This window comes from Streptomyces sp. MB09-01, from assembly GCF_033794505.1.
Classification (GTDB): Bacteria; Actinomycetota; Actinomycetes; order Streptomycetales; family Streptomycetaceae; genus Streptomyces.
Window position 1 is genome coordinate 1 of the sequence record NZ_JARAYQ010000197.1, and the last position, 16646, is coordinate 16646.

Below are 16646 nucleotides of genomic sequence, written 5' to 3' on the forward strand. Positions count from 1 at the left end.
GGCCTGCCCCGCCCAGGTCACGAGCCCCGGCCGCGCCGCCGCCCAGCTGAACCGACCGGAGCGCAGACAAGGCGACACATGTCTCACCCCGCACCTCCCCGCCCACCGGGCGTGCCCGCCGCCCGCAGGTCCGAACTCCCGCCCGTGCACGGCGCGGTCATCTGTGTGGCTGCGCCCTGTCTGGTCATCTCGCCGGAGCACGGCCAGTTGACCGGGCAGGGGATCGACGGGATCTACCGGTCAGGCCGCAGGCTGCTCTCCCGTTGCGTACTGCGCGTCGGCGGCCGGGACCCGGTCGCCGTCCAAGGGCGCAGCCTCGGCTCCGACAGGGCCGCCTTCACCGCGACCGTGCGCACCGGTGCCGAGCCCGGCCCCGACCCGGACATCGGTGTGGAACGGGTCAGGCACGCGGACGGCACCGAGCGGATCACCCTGCGCAGCTTCTCGGCCCGGCCGCTGCGCCTGCCCGTGGAGGTCCTGCTCGGGACCGACCTGGCGGAGCTGGCCGCCGTGGCCGCCGGCCGGGCCGGGCCCGAGCTGCCCGCCGGGGTGCACGCCGCCGGATTGCGCTGGAGCACCGGCGAGGCGCAGACGGTCACCGCCGCCGAGCCGCCGCCCGACGACGCGCTGGCCTCCGCGGGGCTGCTGCGCTGGCAGCTCGAACTCGGGCCCGGGGAATCCCGCACCATCGAACTGCGGACCACCCAGGACCGGGTCGTGCGGGCCTCTGCCGGGCAGGTGGCGAACCCACTGGCCGACGCCCGGGCCGAAGGGGACGATCCGAGGGCCGAGGCGTGGTTCCGCAGGAGCATCGAGGACCTGGGCGCGCTGCTCCTGAGGGATCCAGAGGCGCCGGGCGACGCCTTCGTGGCGGCCGGGGCGCCCTGGAGGCTGGGCCTGGCCCCGGCCGAGTCGCTGTGGGTCGCGCGGATGGCGCTGCCCCTAGGGACCGGTCTCGCCGCGGCCACCCTGCGCATCCTGGCCCGGACCCAGACCGACGGGCGCGGGCCCGATGCCGGGAAGATCCCGGGGCCGCTGCGCGGCGCGGGGCCGCAGCTGCCGCCGGGGTGCACCGGGACGGAGGCGACCCTGGCCTTCCCCGCGGTGCTCGCCGAAGCCCGGCTCTGGGGGATGCCGGAAGAGGAGTTGGCCCGGCTGCTCCCGGCCGCCGAGCGGTGTCTCGACTGGCTGCGCGGCGCCCTGGGGGAGGACGGCCTCCTGGCCGATCCCGACCCGGGCCCGCGGCGCTGCGAGACCCAGGCCCACGCCCACCGGGCCGCCGTGCTCGGCGCGGACCTCCTTGCCGGATGCGGGCGGCCCGGCGCCGAGGAATGGCGGGAGCGGGCCGCCGCACTGCGGGAGCGGTTCCGGGCCGGATTCTGGATCGACGGTCCGGACGGCGGGCGGCCCGCTTCGGCCCTGCACCCCGACGGGCGGCCACTTCCCCGGCTGACGGGTGCCGCCGCCCATCTGCTCGACACCGGACTGATCGGTGGCGGCCGCACGGCCCCCGGGCTTCTGGACCGCGCGAGGTCGGAGCAGCTGGCCCGGCTGCTCGGAGCCCCCGCCATGGACTCCGGATGGGGGCTGCGGAGCATGGCCGTCAGGGAGCCGGGGCACAACCCGTTCGGCCACCGCTCGGGCGCGGTCCGGGCGTACGAGAGTGCCGTGGCGGTGGCGGGCCTGGCTCAGGCGGGCTTCGAAAAGGAGGCCGCGGGCCTGCTGAGGGGCCTGCTGGACGCGGCCGAGGCCTTCGGGTACCGGCTGCCGGAGATGTTCGCGGCCGAGCAGCGCACCACCGGCAGTGCCCCCGTCCCGCACCCGGCGGCCTGCCGCCCTGCCGCCGTGGCTGCGGCGGCAGGGGTCCACGTACTGACCGCCCTCGCCGGGATCCGACCCGACGCCCCCTCGGGCACGGTCGCCCTCGCCCCGCTCCCCGGCGCCCCCCTCGGCGCGCTCCGGCTCGCGGGCCTGCGGGTGTCGGGAGAGCCCTTCGCCGTCCGGATCAGCCGGCTCGGCCTCGGCATGGTGGAGGAGGCCGCCGATGCACTCCAACTGGGTGGCTGATGCCGCGGCCGGTCGTGTCGGGCAACCTGACGGGCCGGCGGCCTCCCGGCTCCGGAACAGTGTCTTCAAGGTCACCAAAGAGCTGTTTATCGTCAGGCAGACGACTATGATCGCGGCATGTCGCCCTACGACCCGTCGGCCTATCCGCCCTTTGCCGTCACCGTCGACCTGGTCGTGCTCACCGTGCGGCGCCACGCGCTCTGCGCGCTGGTCGTCCGACGGGGTGAGCAGCCGTTCCAGGGGCGCTGGGCGCTGCCCGGCGGATTCGTCCGCGAGGACGAGGACCTGGCCGGTGCCGCTGCGCGGGAGCTCTCCGAGGAGACCGGCCTGTGCGCCCACGATCCCGCCCTGCCCGGCGCGGGGAACGGGGCGCATCTCGAACAGCTGGCCACTTACGGCGATCCGAAGCGGGATCCGCGGATGCGAGTCGTCAGCGTGGCGCACCTGGTGCTGGCTCCGGACCTGCCGGCGCCGCGGGCCGGGGGCGATGCCAACAGCGCGCGCTGGGCCCCCGTGGACGAGCTGCTGGCCGCCCCCGAGGAGGCCGCGACCGCGCTCGCTTTCGACCACGCCCGCATCCTCGGCGACGGTGTGGAGCGGGCCCGCTCGAAGATCGAGTACTCCTCGCTGGCCACCGCCTTCTGCCCGCCGGAGTTCACCGTCGGCGAGCTGCGCCGGGTCTACGAAGCCGTCTGGGGCGTGGCCCTCGACCCGCGCAACTTCCACCGCAAGGTCACCGGAACGCCCGGATTCCTGGTGCCGGCCGGAGGGACGACGACCCGTCAGGGAGGGCGCCCGGCCCAGCTGTTCCGTGCGGGAGGGGCCACCCTGCTCAACCCGCCGATGCTGCGCCCGGAAGTCTGACGCTGCGCCACATGGGCAGGCCGGGGTGCGGCCGGCCGCGCGGGGGCCGGACCCGGCGGGCGCGCCGAGTCTGACGGCAATATCGGCATCCTATCGGGCCGGTTGCGTAGAAAATCGGACATATCGCGCTATCTTGCTTGCGGTACTCATCCTGCCGCAGAGCGGTCTCACCCCCCGCGAGAGAAGCGATGCTCCAGGCCATCGGACTCACCAGCAAACACCGAACCGACGCCCCGCCCCTCGTGGACGACCTCACCTTCGAGGCCCGCCCGGGGCACGTGACCGCCCTGCTCGGCGAGCCGGGTTCGGGCAAGACGACCGCGCTGCGGCTCATGCTCGAACTCGAACCGGGCCGCGGCGTCACCTACTTCCGCGGCCGCCCGCTGCACCGGCTCCCGTACCCCGGCCGTGAGGTCGGCGTGGTGCTCGGGGACGTGCCCGGAAACCCCTCGCGGACCGTCCGCAACCAGCTGCGGATGCTCTGCGCCGCCGCCGGGGTGCCGGCGTCCCGGGCCGACACCATGCTGGAGGTCGTCGGCATCGCCGGCCTTCGGGACCAGCGGCTCGGTTCGCTCTCGCTCGGCATGGAGCGCCGGGTCGCACTGGCCTCGGCGCTGCTCGCCGATCCGTGCACCCTGCTCCTGGACGAGCCCGGCGCCGGACTCTCCCCCCGTGAGCGCAGCTGGCTGCACGGGCTGCTCCGCGGTCACGCCTCCCTCGGCGGGGCCGTGCTCTTCACCACCGACGACGCGAAGGAAGCCGCGCGCTGCGCCGACCGGGTCGTCAGCATCGAGGCGGGCCGGCTCGTCGCCGACCAGGACGCAGCCGATTTCGCCCGCACCCGGCTGCGGCCGCGGGTCGCCGTGCGCACCCCGCACGCCGCCCGGCTGGCCGACGTACTGGGCCGGGAAGCCAGGGCCGCCCAGCGCTCGTTGGAGATCGTCGAGGAGAGCGGCAGCCGTCTGTCGGTGTACGGCAGCAACTGCGCCGAGGTCGGGGAGGCGGCGTTCCGGCACGGCGTGCTGGTCCACCAGCTCGCCGACGAGACGGGTGACGCCGGTTCGCCGGCGGCTCCGGTCCCGCACGCCCGCGCCTCCGGCGCCGCGAGCCCGCCGGAGCCCGCAGGGGCACGCGCCGAGGACTCCGCCCGCCGCCCCCGGCAGGCCCGCTCCGGGCGGCCGGCCTCGGCCGTGCGCCGCGTGGGCGGGCCGCTGCGGCCGCTGCGCTACGAGTTGCTGCGGGTCTTCGGCACCGCCACGCCCGTCCTCACCGCTGCCCTCGTCGTCGCCGTCTCCGTCGTCACCGCTCTGGTCCTGGCCCGGGTCGGTCAGACCCCGCAGAACCGGCTGCTCGCCGCCTGGCCCGAGGTGCTGCCGCTGCCGCCCGCCGCCCTGGGCGCGGGGCTGCTCGGCGCGCTGGCCTTCGGCGAGGAGTACCGCTACCCCGCGCTCGCCGCCGACCGCGGCACCGTGCCCCGCCGGATGGGGCTGCTCACCGCCAAACTCGGCGTCTGCGCCGCCCTCGCCCTGCTGCTGGGCGCCCTCGCCGTGGCGGCCGACGCCGCCGCCCTCGCGCTCGTCTTCGACAGCGGCCCGCTGCGCACCCCGGTGGAGTGGCTGTCCCCCGCGGTGAGTTGGGCCGGGCTGCTGATCGGCTGCGCCTGGGCCGGCGTACTGGCCTCCGGCGTCTTCCGGTCGGCCACCGCCGGGATGGCCGCGGTGCTCGCCGTACCGGTGATGGTGGTGCCGCTGGTGCGCAAGGCCCTGGAGGGCTCGTCCGCGTACCCGGTGACCGGGCTCGGGCCTCGGCTGCGGGGCCTGACCTGGGTGCAGTGGCCGCCGGAGGCGGACCGCCTGCTCGTGGGGGCCCTACGGGTGATGGCCCAACCCGTCGGGACCGCGCTGGTGTTGTCGCTGATGGTCCTGTTGTGCGCCTATGGGTTCACCGGACTGCGCAGCCGGGTCCGTTGGTGATCGTTCCGATGCCGGAGAAGTCAGGGTCGGGACCGTTGCCGTCCGTGTCGCGTCAAGCAGACCGCAACCCCCCGCAAAAGGCCCGGTTCTTTACGATAAGTCGTCAATTGCCTAGGTGGCACCGATCACCCTTTCGTGTGCTTTTCACCAAAGACCTCAAGGCTCATGGAGGCACGGCCGACAAAGGATTCGTGAGTACCCTTGCGCACACCATGATGACCGCCGCCCGCCACGCCGACTCCGGCCTCGCCGGCCCGGGCGAACTCGACCGCTACCCCTACGCGGAGACCCCCGGGTCCGACCGCGTCGGAGCGCCCCACTGGGACGGCGCCGACGTCGAGTTGAGCCGGGTCGGCCGCCGCGCGGCAGGCAGCCGCGGCCGCGGACTGCACGGCCAACTCGTCCAGCAGCTCGGCCAGATGATCGTTTCCGGCGACCTCGGAGCGGACCGCCCCCTGGTCCCCGAGGAGATCGGCCAGCGCTTCGAGGTCTCCCGTACGGTCGTCCGCGAATCGCTGCGGGTCCTGGAGGCCAAGGGCCTCGTCAGCGCCCGTCCCAACGTCGGCACCCGGGTCCGCCCGGTCGCCGACTGGAACCTGCTCGACCCCGACATCATCGAGTGGCGCGCCTTCGGACCCCAGCGCGACGACCAGCGCCGCGAGCTGGGCGAGCTCCGCTGGACCATCGAACCGCTCGCCGCCCGCCTCGCCGCCGGCCACGGCCGACCGGACATCCAGCAGCGCCTCGCCGACATGGTCGAGATCATGGGCCACGCCCTCGGGCAGGGCGACTCGATCACCTTCGCGCGCGCGGACAACGAGTTCCACGCGCTCCTCATCCAGGTCGCCGGCAACCGCATGCTGGAGCACCTCTCCGGCATCGTCTCCGCCGCCCTCCAGGTCTCCGGCAGCCCGATCACCGCCTGCGACCGGCCGAGCGAGACCTGTGTGGCCCACCACGCACGGATGGTCGAGGCCCTCGCCGCGGGTGACGCGATCGGCGCCGAGAACGCAATGCGTCAGCTCCTGACGGTTCATCCGGAGGTAGAGCGCGTGGTTCCCGCCCCGCGCGAGCACTGAGGGGCGGACGCGCGGGGGCGCGGGGGTTTGCAGGACGTGTCGCCGGGCCCGGTCGGGTCCGGCGACACCGGCGTGGGGCCCTCTGCCACGGCGGTCCTCCCACGTCCGGACCGCCGGTACGACCGCCGGACCGGTGGTCCGGACGTACGGGGTGTGACTCGGGCCACGAAGATTGGGCGTAACACTCTGCGAGGTCACGCGATGACCTAAGAGGTGATGGCCGACGGAGGGAAGACAGCAGCCCTTGGGGATGCTGTGCAGCTCCCCGGCCCCTGCCCGCGCCGCCGGCCCAACCCCGGTCGGTGGTCGTCGGCTCCGGTCCAGCACCACCAGGCCCGGCGTCGGAAGCCGTTCCCATCGTTCCGAGAGGTTGTTCGTGTCGGCCAGCACATCCCGTACGCTCCCGCCGGAGATCGCCGATTCCGAGTCTGTGATGGCGCTCATCGAGCGAGGCAAGGCCGAGGGGCAGATCGCCGGCGATGACGTGCGTCGGGCCTTCGAGGCTGACCAGATTCCTGCGACCCAGTGGAAGAATGTTCTGCGCAGCCTCAACCAGATCCTCGAGGAAGAGGGTGTGACGCTGATGGTCAGTGCCGCGGAGTCGCCCAAGCGCACCACCCGCAAGAGCGTCGCAGCGAAGAGCCCCGCCAAGCGGACGGCCACCGAGCCCGTCAGGAAGACGGCGGCCAGGGCGACGGCAGCGCAGCCCGCAGCCACCGCGCCCGCCGCGGCCCCGGCAGCCGAAACGGCGGACCCGGAGACCGCGGACGCTCTCGCGGAAGAGCCCGGAACCGAGCCGGCCGCCAAGAAGACGACGGCGAAGAAGACCGCCGCCAAGAAGGCCGCGCCCGCCAAGAAGACCGCTGCCAAGAAGACGGCGGCCAAGAAGACCGCCGCCAAGAAGGACGCCGACGAGGCCGGCGAGGACGAGACTTCCGACGAGGGCCCCGACGCCGCCAAGGCCGAGGCCGACGACGAGGAGGAGGGCGGCGAGAACAAGGGCTTCGTCATCTCCGACGACGAGGACGACGCCCCCGCCCAGCAGGTCGTGGTCGCCGGCGCCACCGCCGACCCGGTCAAGGACTACCTCAAGCAGATCGGCAAGGTCCCCCTCCTCAACGCCGAGCAGGAGGTGGAGCTCGCCAAGCGCATCGAGGCTGGGCTGTTCGCCGAGGACAAGCTGGCGAACTCCGACAAGCTGGCGCCCAAGCTCAAGCGCGAGCTGGAGATCATCGCCGAGGACGGCCGCCGCGCCAAGAACCACCTGCTGGAGGCCAACCTCCGCCTCGTGGTCTCCCTCGCCAAGCGCTACACCGGCCGCGGCATGCTCTTCCTGGACCTGATCCAGGAGGGCAACCTGGGTCTCATCCGCGCGGTCGAGAAGTTCGACTACACCAAGGGCTACAAGTTCTCGACCTACGCCACGTGGTGGATCCGTCAGGCGATCACGCGCGCCATGGCCGACCAGGCCCGCACCATCCGCATCCCGGTGCACATGGTCGAGGTCATCAACAAGCTCGCCCGCGTGCAGCGCCAGATGCTCCAGGACCTGGGCCGCGAGCCCACCCCGGAGGAACTGGCCAAGGAACTCGACATGACCCCCGAGAAGGTCATCGAGGTCCAGAAGTACGGCCGCGAGCCGATCTCCCTGCACACGCCGCTCGGCGAGGACGGCGACAGCGAGTTCGGTGACCTGATCGAGGACTCCGAGGCCGTGGTCCCGGCCGACGCCGTGAGCTTCACGCTCCTGCAGGAGCAGCTGCACTCGGTGCTCGACACCCTGAGCGAGCGCGAGGCCGGGGTGGTCTCGATGCGCTTCGGCCTCACGGACGGCCAGCCGAAGACCCTCGACGAGATCGGCAAGGTCTACGGGGTCACGCGTGAGCGGATCCGCCAGATCGAGTCGAAGACGATGTCGAAGCTGCGGCACCCCTCCCGCTCCCAGGTCCTGCGCGACTACCTGGACTGACCGGTCACGGCCGGCGGACGGCAGCGACGGTGGCCGCGCGGGTGCGCTCGGCCACCGGGCATCCCACTCTGGGTGGAGTCATGCACACTCGGAGTCAGGAGGCCTCATGCGTCGTCCCTTTGCCCGTGCTCTGGCGGGCGCGCTGACCCTGGCGGCGGGAGCGGCCGCTGCGCCGCTCGCCCAGATGCCCCAGGCGGCCGCGGACAGCGTGGTGATCGGCGGCAAGCCGGTCAAGGTGGCCGACAGCCCCTGGGTCGTGGCCCTGGCCAGCCGTGACCGGTTCGGGGGTACGCGGGGCGGGCAGTTCTGCGGGGGAGTCGTCGTCGCCCCGACCCGGGTGCTCACCGCAGCGCACTGCCTGGGCAGCCAGGTGCTGGGCGGCCCGGTCGAATCCGTGCCCGACTTCCGGGTGATCATCGGGCGTACGGAGCTCCAGGCGAGCGACGGCCGGGAGGTCCCGGTGCGCGGGGCCCGGGTGAACCCGGCCTACGACCCGCAGAGCAACGCGGGGGACCTCGCCGTCCTCGAGCTCGCCGAGGCCGTGCCGGCCCAGCACGTCCTCCCCATGGCGGAGGCCGGGCACCGCGCCTACGAGGCGGGGACGGAGGCAGCCGTCTACGGCTGGGGCGACACGAGCGGCTTCGGTGACTACGCGTACGCGCTCCGGGCCGCGAGGGTGACGGTGCTGGAGGACGAGGTGTGCGGGCGCGCCTACCCGGGGGACGCCGACGGGCAGTACCGCGCCGAGTCGATGGTGTGCGCGGGAGACGGCGGGGGAGGCAAGGATGCCTGCCAGGGCGACAGCGGCGGACCCCTGGTGGCGCAGGGGCGCCTCATCGGGCTGGTCTCGTGGGGCCGCGGCTGCGGGCGCGCCGACAGTCCGGGGGTGTACACGCGCATTGCCCCGCTGGCCGGCTTCGTGACGGCCCCGGAGACGGGCGCGCAGCCCGCCGGGGACCAGGACGGCGCGTGGGAGGTCCGCAGGCGCTCCGAACCGGGTACAGGGCCCGCAGAGGGGCATGGCGCGCGATAGGGACCGCACGGCCGCCCGCCCCCGAGCGCGGGCGGCCGTGGATGTGAGGACGGGCGGCACCCCTGGGTCTCAGGGGTGCCGCCCGTCGACCGGCATCGCCGGTCCTGGCTCGTCGGATGCGAGGTGCAGGCCTGTGTCAGCGGTCCTCGGGTTCGGCATTGGCAGCCGGAGCGGACGTAAGCCGCTCGGTCTCATCCTGTATTTCCGCGGCGATCTTCTTGAGTTCCGGCTCGAACTTGCGACCGTGGTGGGCGCAGAAGAGCAGTTCACCGCCGCTCAGCAGGACGACGCGCAGATATGCCTGGGCGCCGCAACGGTCGCATCGGTCAGCGGCCGTCAGCGGGGTCGCGGGTGTCAGAACAGTAGTCACGTCGCCTCTTCTCTAGCTCGACGAGCTGTCGTACCAGGGTCAACATCCAACCAGGCCGAAAACGTTCCCGCTCGCGGCTTTTCCTCGAAACTTCCTTCCGAAGCTGGCCGGCTGTTGCCGGTTGGCGGCGAAGGAGCCGTATTGCGTTGCTTTACGGTTTCGCGTTGTCAGTCGTGCGCTTGTTGCAGTTCCATCCTCCCCCGGCGTGAGTGCCAGGTTGTTCATGAGGACGTGCCCGAACCCTAAATGGTTCATGCGCGGAAGGGAACGTGATGTTTCCTTCACCCGCCCGGGGGATCGAACATCCGTGCGGATCTGGACTAGGGTGAGGAACGCACGAGGGTGGCGTTGCATCGGCTCTACCTGGCCTCGGTACCCTTCGACCGGCAGCCGAGCCACCCCTGCGCCCGACCGGGCCAGAAAAGAAATTCAGCGAGGAGCGAACTGCGTGACCGCCGACACGTCCGTGCCTTCCAGCGCGCTGCTGTCCGGAGCAGACCGGGACGGTTCCAACTACACCGCGCGGCACCTGCTCGTCCTCGAAGGGCTGGAGGCCGTCCGCAAGCGCCCCGGCATGTATATCGGCTCGACCGACAGCCGGGGCCTGATGCACTGCCTGTGGGAGATCATCGACAATTCCGTCGACGAGGCCCTGGGCGGCTACTGCGACCACATCGAGGTGATCCTCCACGAGGACGCCTCCGTGGAGGTCCGGGACAACGGCCGCGGCATCCCCGTGGACGTCGAGCCCAAGACGGGCCTGTCCGGCGTCGAGGTCGTCATGACCAAGCTGCACGCCGGCGGCAAGTTCGGCGGGGGCTCGTATGCGGCCTCCGGCGGCCTGCACGGGGTCGGCGCCTCCGTGGTCAACGCCCTCTCCGCCCGGCTGGACGTCGAGGTCGACCGGGGCAGCTCCACCCACGCCATCAGCTTCCGCCGCGGCGTCCCCGGCATGTTCACCGAGCAGGGCCCCGACAGCCCCTTCGACCCCGCCAACGGCCTGCGCAAGGTCAAGCGGATCACGAAGGGCAAGACCGGCACCCGGGTCCGCTACTGGGCCGACCGCCAGATCTTCCTCAAAGACGCCCGGCTCAACCTGGAGACGCTCTACCAGCGCGCCCGCCAGACCGCCTTCCTCGTCCCGGGCCTGACCCTGGTCGTCCGCGACGAGCGCGGCATCGACGGCGCCGGCAAGACCGAGGAGACGTTCCGCTTCGACGGCGGCATCAGCGAATTCTGCGAGTACCTCGCCCAGGACAAGGCCGTCTGCGACGTGCTGCGCCTGACCGGCACGGGCACCTTCAAGGAGACCGTCCCGGTCCTCGACGACCGCGGCCACATGACGCCCACCGAGGTCACGCGTGAGCTCGGCGTGGACATCGCCCTGCGGTGGGGCACGGGCTACGAGACCAACGTCAAGTCCTTCGTGAACATCATCGCCACCCCCAAGGGCGGCACCCACGTCTCCGGCTTCGAGCGCTCGGTCGCCAAGACCGTGAACGAGGCGCTGCGCTCGGCCAAGCTGCTGCGCGTGGCCGAGGACGACGTGGTCAAGGACGACGCGATGGAGGGCATGACGGCCGTCGTCACCGTCCGCCTCGCGGAGCCGCAGTTCGAGGGCCAGACCAAGGAGGTGCTCGGCACCTCGGCGGCCACCCGGATCGTCGCCGCCGTGGTCGCCAAGGAGCTCAAGGCCTTCCTGACCTCGGCCAAGCGCGACGAAAAGCAGCAGGCCCGCGCCGTGATGGAGAAGATCGTCGCGGCCGCCCGGACCCGGATCGCGGCCCGTCAGCACAAGGAGGCGCAGCGTCGCAAGACCGCGCTGGAGACCTCCTCGCTCCCCGCCAAGCTGGCTGACTGCCGCAGCGACGACGTGGACCGCAGTGAGCTCTTCATCGTCGAGGGCGACTCGGCCCTCGGTACGGCGAAGCTCGCCCGGAATTCGGAGTTCCAGGCGCTCCTGCCCATCCGCGGCAAGATCCTCAACGTCCAGAAGTCCTCGATCTCGGACATGCTCAAGAACGCCGAGTGCGGGGCGATCATCCAGGTCATAGGAGCCGGCTCGGGCCGGACCTTCGACATCGACGCCGCCCGCTACGGCAAGATCGTGCTGCTCGTCGACGCCGACGTGGACGGCGCGCACATCCGCTGCCTGCTGCTCACGCTCTTCCAGCGGTACATGCGCCCGATGGTCGAGGCCGGCCGGGTCTTCGCGGCCGTGCCGCCGCTGCACCGGATCGAGCTGGTCCAGCCGAAGAAGGGCCAGGACAAGTACGTCTACACGTATTCGGACAACGAGCTGCGCCAGACCCTGTTGGAGTACCAGCGCAAGAACATCCGGTACAAGGACTCGATCCAGCGCTACAAGGGCCTCGGCGAGATGGACGCGGACCAGCTGGCGGAGACCACCATGGACCCGCGCTTCCGCACCCTGCGCCGTATCAACATCGGCGACCTGGACTCGGCCGAGCAGGTCTTCGACCTGCTCATGGGCAATGAGGTGGCGCCGCGCAAGGAGTTCATCACGAGCTCCGCGGCGACCCTGGACCGCTCGCGCATCGACGCCTGACCCGGTCGGGGCCCGCGGCCGGCGCCGGCCGGCACGGACGGCGCCGAAGGGCTTCACGGCACACCGGCGCTCTTCCCTCCATCACCTGTTGGAGTGAAGAGCGCCGGTACACCAGTCCGGAAAGCGACTATTGAGCACATCCTTGTGGGAACGCGGCCAATGCGGCGGCGGACAAGGAGAGTTCGGTGGACAAGCACGAAGGTCGTGATGCCGGAACGATCCGGCTGGACGACCCCTGGTACGACGCGCTGGCCGTCGGCTGGGGCGAGGGCGAGGAAACGCCCCCGCCGCGCCCGGCCCCGGGCGGCAGCCCCGCGCACCGCGCGTCCGACATCTACCTCGAAGTGCAGCGCAGCGCCGCCTTCCAGGAGGTCCGCAGCCGCTACCGCAGGTTCGTCGTCCCCGCGACCGCCGGCTTCTTCCTCTGGTACGTCGCCTACGTGGTCGCCGCCACCGCCGCCCCCGGCGTGATGGCCCGGCCCGTGGTGGGCGCGGTCAACGTGGCCATGCTGGCGGGGCTCGGCCAGTTCCTCAGCACCTTCCTGCTGACCTGGGCCTACGCCCGGCACGCGCGGCTGCGCCGGGACCGGGCCGCGCTCGATCTGCGCTGGACCGTCTTCGAGCAGGAGCGCGACCAGGAGCGGAACCGGGCGAGGGGGGCCGGGCGGTGACCACCGAACACCAGACCCTCGCGCTGATCCTGTTCAGCGTCTTCATCGCGGTGACCCTGGGCATCACCACCTGGGTCAGCCGGAACCGGCACGGGTCGGCCGAGGAGTTCTACGCGGGCGGGCGGTTGTTCTCCCCGATGGAGAACGGTTTCGCCATCGCCGGCGACTACATGTCCGCCGCCTCCTTCCTCGGCATCTCCGGTCTGATCGCCCTCTTCGGCTATGACGGCATGCTCTACTCGGTGGGGTTCCTCGTCGCCTGGCTGGTGGTCCTGTTCCTGGTCGCCGAGCTGGTCCGCAACTGCGGGCGCTTCACCCTCGCCGACGTGGTCGCCGCGCGGATGAGCGAGCGTCCGGTGCGGATCGCGGCCGGCACCTCCTCGGTCGTCGTCTCCGTGCTCTACCTCGTCGCGCAGATGGTCGGCGCGGGCAGCCTGGTCGGCCTGCTGCTCGGCAGTTCGAGCGCAACGGCCCGGACCCTGACCGTGATCGGGGTGGGCGCGCTGATGGTGGTCTACGTGTCCTTCGGCGGGATGCGGGCCACGACCTGGATCCAGATCGTCAAGGCCGTCCTGCTGATGGGCGGGGCGGTCACCCTGACCGTGCTCGTGATGCTGCGCTTCCACGGGAACTTCGACCAGCTGCTCACCAGCGCCGCCGACCGCAGCGGGCACGGGTCCAAGTTCCTCGGCCCCGGCCTCAAGTACGGTGGCGACTGGACCTCCCGCGTCGACTTCATGAGCCTCGGCCTCGCGCTGGTCCTCGGGACCGCCGGGCTGCCGCACATCCTGTCGCGCTTCTACACGGTGCCCACGGCGCGTGCGGCGCGCCGGTCGGTGGTGTGGGCGATCGCGCTGATCGGCGGCTTCTACCTGATGACCATCGTGCTCGGTTTCGGGGCGGCGGCGCTGGTGGGTCCGGACGAGGTCCGGGCCTCCAACGCCTCCGGGAACACGGCTGTTCCGCTGCTCGCGGCCTTCCTCGGCGGGGGCGCCGGATCCACCGGAGGCGCGGTGCTGTTCGCCTTCGTGGCCGCCATCGCGTTCGCCACCATCCTGGCCGTGGTGGCAGGCATCACCCTGGCCTCATCGGCCTCCGTCGCGCACGACCTGTACGCCTCGCTCAAGCGGCGCCGGGCCAAGCAGCGCAGCGAGGTCGCGGTGGCCCGGGGCGCGGCCGTCGGCATCGGGGCGGTGGCGATCGCCCTCGGGCTGCTCGCCCAGGACCTCAACGTGGCGTTCCTGGTGGGGCTGGCGTTCGCGGTGGCGGCCTCGGCGAACCTACCCGTCCTGCTGTACTCGCTCTTCTGGCGCGGCTTCACCACGCGGGGAGCCGTCTGGTCGGTGTACGGGGGCCTGGTACCGGCGGTACTGCTGGTGCTGGTCTCGCCGGTGGTGTCGGGCAGCGCGGAATCCCTCTTCCCGGGCGTGGACTTCCAGTACTTCCCGCTGCAGAACCCGGGCATCGTCTCGATCCCGCTGGGGTTCCTGGCGGGCTGGCTGGGCACGGTCACCTCGGGCGAGGAGCCGGACGAGGCGAAGCACGCTCAGACGGAGGTCCGCTCCCTGACCGGCGCAGGAGCGGTGTGAGCGCCGTCAGGCCGGCCCTTCCGACGGGAGCCAGGTGTAGCGGTGCTCCGGGCGGCCGGTCTCGCCGTAGCGCAGGGCCAGGGTCACGCGGGCGGTGCGTTCGAGCAGCTTCACGTAGCGCTGGGCGGTCTGGCGGCTGATGCCCGCGCGGTCGGCTATCTGCTGGGTGGACAAGGGGCCCTCCGCCGAGAGCAGGACCTGGCGGACGAGTTCCGCCGTGGTGGGGGAGTGGCCCTTGGGGAGTTCGTTCGAGGGTCCCGCGGCGGCGAGGGCGCCGAAGATCCGGTCCACCTCGGCCTGTTCGGCCTCGCCGCCTGTCTCCAGGGTGCGGCGCAGGGCCCCGTACGCCTCCAGCCGGGTGCGCAGCCCGGCGAAGGTGAACGGTTTGACCAGGTACTGGAGGGCACCGAGACGCATCGCGGCCTGCACGGTGGCGAGATCACGGGCGGCCGTGACCATGATCACATCGGTGTGGCGGCCGAGCTGGCGCAGGCGCCGGACCAGGTCCAGGCCGTTCTCGTCGGGGAGGTAGTGGTCCAGGAGGACCAGGTCCACTGCCTGCGAGGTGAGGAACTCCAGGGCCTCGGCCGCCGAATGGGCCTGCGCCGTGACCCGGAAACCGGGAACCTTCGCCACGTACGCCGCGTTGATCCTTGCAACACGCATGTCGTCGTCGACGACCAATACGTGGATCGGGGTCTCGTTCATCGCAGGGCCTCCGGGAGTACGACGGAGAATTCCGCCCCTCCGTCCGCTGCTTCACCGGCCCGGGCGCTGCCGCCCTGCCGCTCCGCGAGGCGGCGTACGAGGGCGAGGCCCAGCCCGCGCTCGCGGTGGGCGCTGGGCTCCTTGGTCGACCAGCCCTCGGTGAAGATCTCCTCGCGGCGTGCGGCAGGCACCCCGGGGCCGCTGTCGCGCACCCGCAGCACGACGGTACGCCCCTCCGCGCGCAGCTCCACCTCGACCAGGGGCGCCGTCGAACCGGCGGCGGCGTCCAGAGCGTTGTCCACCAGGTTGCCCACGATCGTGACGAGGCCGCCCGGGTCCACCAGGCGGTCGGGGAGGAGGGTGGCCGCGGCCAGCCGCAGGGGGACGCCACGCTCGGCCGCCACGGTCGCCTTGCCCACGAGTAGGGCGGCCAGCAGCGGGTCGTGGACCTTCTCGGTGACCTGTTCGGCGGTCGTGCGGTGCACGTCGGCGACCTCGGTGACGAACTCCACCGCCTCCTCGTGCAGGCCCAGTTCCAGCAGGCCGAGGAGGGTGTGGAGGCGATTGGCGTGCTCGTGGTCCTGGGCGCGCAGGGCGTCGATGAGGCCCCGGGTGGAGTCGAGTTCGCGGCCGAGGCGTTCCAGCTCGGTACGGTCGCGCAGGGTGGCGACGGCGCCGCCGTCCTCGGTGGGCATGCGGTTGGCGACCAGGACCCGGGGGCCCTGGACGGTGAGCAGGTCGCGGCCGGTGACGCGGCCCGACAGCACGTCGGCGGTGCGGCCCTCGCCGAGTACGTCGTCCAGCGGGCGTCCCGCCAGGGTGCCGGTGGAGTCCGGGGCGATGCCCAGGAGCCGGGCGGCCTCGTCGTTCACGAGCCGGACCCGGCCGTGGCGGTCGAGGGCGATGACTCCTTCGCGGATCGAGTGCAGCATCGCCTCGCGCTCGGCGAGCAGGCCGGAGATGTCGGAGAAGGCGAGGTCCCGGGTCTGGCGCTGGATCCGGCGGGAGAGCAGAAAGGCGGCCAGGGCGCCGACAGCCAGCGCGCCGCCAGCGTAGGCGAGCAGGCCGGGTATGGCGCCGACCAGCCGGTCACGGACGCTGTCGTACGCGATGCCCACCGAGACGGCGCCGACGATCTCGCCGTCGGCCGCGACGAGCGGGACCTTGCCGCGGGCGGAGCGGCCCAGGGTGCCCTCGTCGATCTCCATGACCTCGCGGCCCGCCAGTGCGGCGCTCGGGTCGGTGGAGACCGGCAGCCCGATCCGGTCGGCGCTCGGGTGCGAGCGGCGGATGCCGTCCAGGTCGAGGACGACCACGTATTCGGCCCCGGTGGCCCGGCGGATCCGCTCGGCCGAGGACTGCACGGGGCTGTCGGGCGAGGCCCCGGAGTCCAGGAGGTCGGCGGCCAGCGAGGGGTCGGCCGCGGCGCCCTGCGCGATCGCGAGGGCGCGCCGCATGGCCTGGTCGTCGAGCTGCGCGCTCAGCGGCGCCAGGAACAGGCCGGTGGCCAGGACGGCGACCCCGGCGGCGATGGCCAGCTGGGTCAGCAGGATCTGGGAGACGGCCCGTCTGGGCAGCCCGAGGCGCCGAGCGCTCATGAGGGGGAACCGCATGAGCAGCAACGGTAGGTCGGCCCCGGCACGAGCGGAACGGCTGCGCCGAGCTTGTCGGCTTCGCCACTTCTGTCGTGTTCGGGCCGTGTTGCACGCCTCACGGCGGGTGAGGGGGCGAAGTGGGGTCGCAGGGACGGAGGG

Annotated in this window: 12 protein-coding genes; 9 read left to right on the forward strand and 3 right to left on the reverse strand. The window is 72.5% G+C overall.

The genetic code is table 11. The annotated features are described in order from the left end of the window. The first annotated feature begins 3 nt into the window (after window positions 1-3). The 6 genes from PV721_RS31385 to PV721_RS31410 all read left to right on the forward strand — a co-directional run bounded on the left by PV721_RS31385 (window position 4) and on the right by PV721_RS31410 (window position 8985). Window positions 4-2067: a glycogen debranching N-terminal domain-containing protein gene (locus PV721_RS31385; protein WP_416371225.1), complete on the forward strand. Its 2064-nt coding sequence runs from the start codon at window positions 4-6 to the stop codon at window positions 2065-2067. 117 nt (window positions 2068-2184) lie between these two features. Then, a complete protein-coding gene (locus PV721_RS31390) occupies window positions 2185-2931 on the forward strand; it encodes an NUDIX hydrolase (protein WP_319730262.1) in 747 nt (248 codons plus the stop codon). 188 nt (window positions 2932-3119) lie between these two features. Next, window positions 3120-4904 carry an ABC transporter ATP-binding protein gene (locus PV721_RS31395; RefSeq protein ID WP_319730265.1) on the forward strand — a complete coding sequence of 595 codons (1785 nt, stop codon included), beginning with the start codon at window positions 3120-3122 and terminating at the stop codon, window positions 4902-4904. 191 nt (window positions 4905-5095) lie between these two features. Continuing rightward, the gene (locus tag PV721_RS31400; RefSeq protein WP_319730269.1) at window positions 5096-5983 is read left to right on the forward strand and encodes a FadR/GntR family transcriptional regulator; all 888 of its coding nucleotides are present in this window, start codon (window positions 5096-5098) and stop codon (window positions 5981-5983) included. A 370-nt stretch (window positions 5984-6353) separates the two neighbouring features. After that, window positions 6354-7952 carry an RNA polymerase sigma factor gene (locus PV721_RS31405; RefSeq protein ID WP_319730271.1) on the forward strand — a complete coding sequence of 533 codons (1599 nt, stop codon included), beginning with the start codon at window positions 6354-6356 and terminating at the stop codon, window positions 7950-7952. 106 nt (window positions 7953-8058) lie between these two features. Beyond that, window positions 8059-8985: a serine protease gene (locus tag PV721_RS31410; protein WP_319730272.1), complete on the forward strand. Its 927-nt coding sequence runs from the start codon at window positions 8059-8061 to the stop codon at window positions 8983-8985. 136 nt (window positions 8986-9121) lie between these two features. Here the strand turns inward: PV721_RS31410 and PV721_RS31415 are convergent, their stop codons facing one another. Further along, on the reverse strand, window positions 9122-9355 hold the full coding sequence (locus PV721_RS31415; RefSeq protein ID WP_030016583.1) for a hypothetical protein: 234 nt from the start codon (window positions 9353-9355) through the stop codon (window positions 9122-9124). A 448-nt stretch (window positions 9356-9803) separates the two neighbouring features. On the opposite strand from PV721_RS31415, the gene PV721_RS31420 reads away from it, so the two are divergent. The 3 genes from PV721_RS31420 to PV721_RS31430 all read left to right on the forward strand — a co-directional run bounded on the left by PV721_RS31420 (window position 9804) and on the right by PV721_RS31430 (window position 14184). Beyond that, window positions 9804-11924: a DNA topoisomerase IV subunit B gene (locus PV721_RS31420; RefSeq protein ID WP_319730276.1), complete on the forward strand. Its 2121-nt coding sequence runs from the start codon at window positions 9804-9806 to the stop codon at window positions 11922-11924. 185 nt (window positions 11925-12109) lie between these two features. Continuing rightward, window positions 12110-12595, forward strand: a complete 486-nt coding sequence (locus tag PV721_RS31425; RefSeq protein WP_319730278.1) for a DUF485 domain-containing protein — start codon at window positions 12110-12112, stop codon at window positions 12593-12595. Further along, window positions 12592-14184 (forward strand): cation acetate symporter, encoded by a 1593-nt coding sequence (locus PV721_RS31430; protein ID WP_319730280.1) that lies wholly within the window; start codon window positions 12592-12594, stop codon window positions 14182-14184. The genes PV721_RS31425 and PV721_RS31430 overlap by 4 nt, the downstream gene beginning before the upstream one ends. Before the next feature lie 6 nt (window positions 14185-14190). Here the strand turns inward: PV721_RS31430 and PV721_RS31435 are convergent, their stop codons facing one another. Both PV721_RS31435 and PV721_RS31440 read right to left on the reverse strand, forming a co-directional pair. Further along, complete coding sequence (locus PV721_RS31435) at window positions 14191-14892, reverse strand: response regulator (protein WP_319730282.1); 702 nt, start codon at window positions 14890-14892, stop codon at window positions 14191-14193. Further along, a complete protein-coding gene (locus PV721_RS31440; RefSeq protein ID WP_319730285.1) occupies window positions 14889-16490 on the reverse strand; it encodes a sensor histidine kinase in 1602 nt (533 codons plus the stop codon). Before PV721_RS31440 ends, PV721_RS31435 begins: the two co-directional genes overlap by 4 nt. Window positions 16491-16646 lie beyond the last annotated feature (156 nt).

Excerpts from the sequence above, each read along its gene's own strand:
- PV721_RS31435 (WP_319730282.1), bottom strand. The coding sequence starts at position 14,892 with ATGAACGAGACCCCGATCCACGTATTGGTCGTCGACGACGACATGCGT.
- PV721_RS31440 (WP_319730285.1), bottom strand. The coding sequence starts at position 16,490 with ATGAGCGCTCGGCGCCTCGGGCTGCCCAGACGGGCCGTCTCCCAGATC.
- PV721_RS31390 (WP_319730262.1), top strand. The coding sequence starts at position 2,185 with ATGTCGCCCTACGACCCGTCGGCCTATCCGCCCTTTGCCGTCACCGTC.
- PV721_RS31410 (WP_319730272.1), top strand. The coding sequence starts at position 8,059 with ATGCGTCGTCCCTTTGCCCGTGCTCTGGCGGGCGCGCTGACCCTGGCG.
- PV721_RS31395 (WP_319730265.1), top strand. The coding sequence starts at position 3,120 with ATGCTCCAGGCCATCGGACTCACCAGCAAACACCGAACCGACGCCCCG.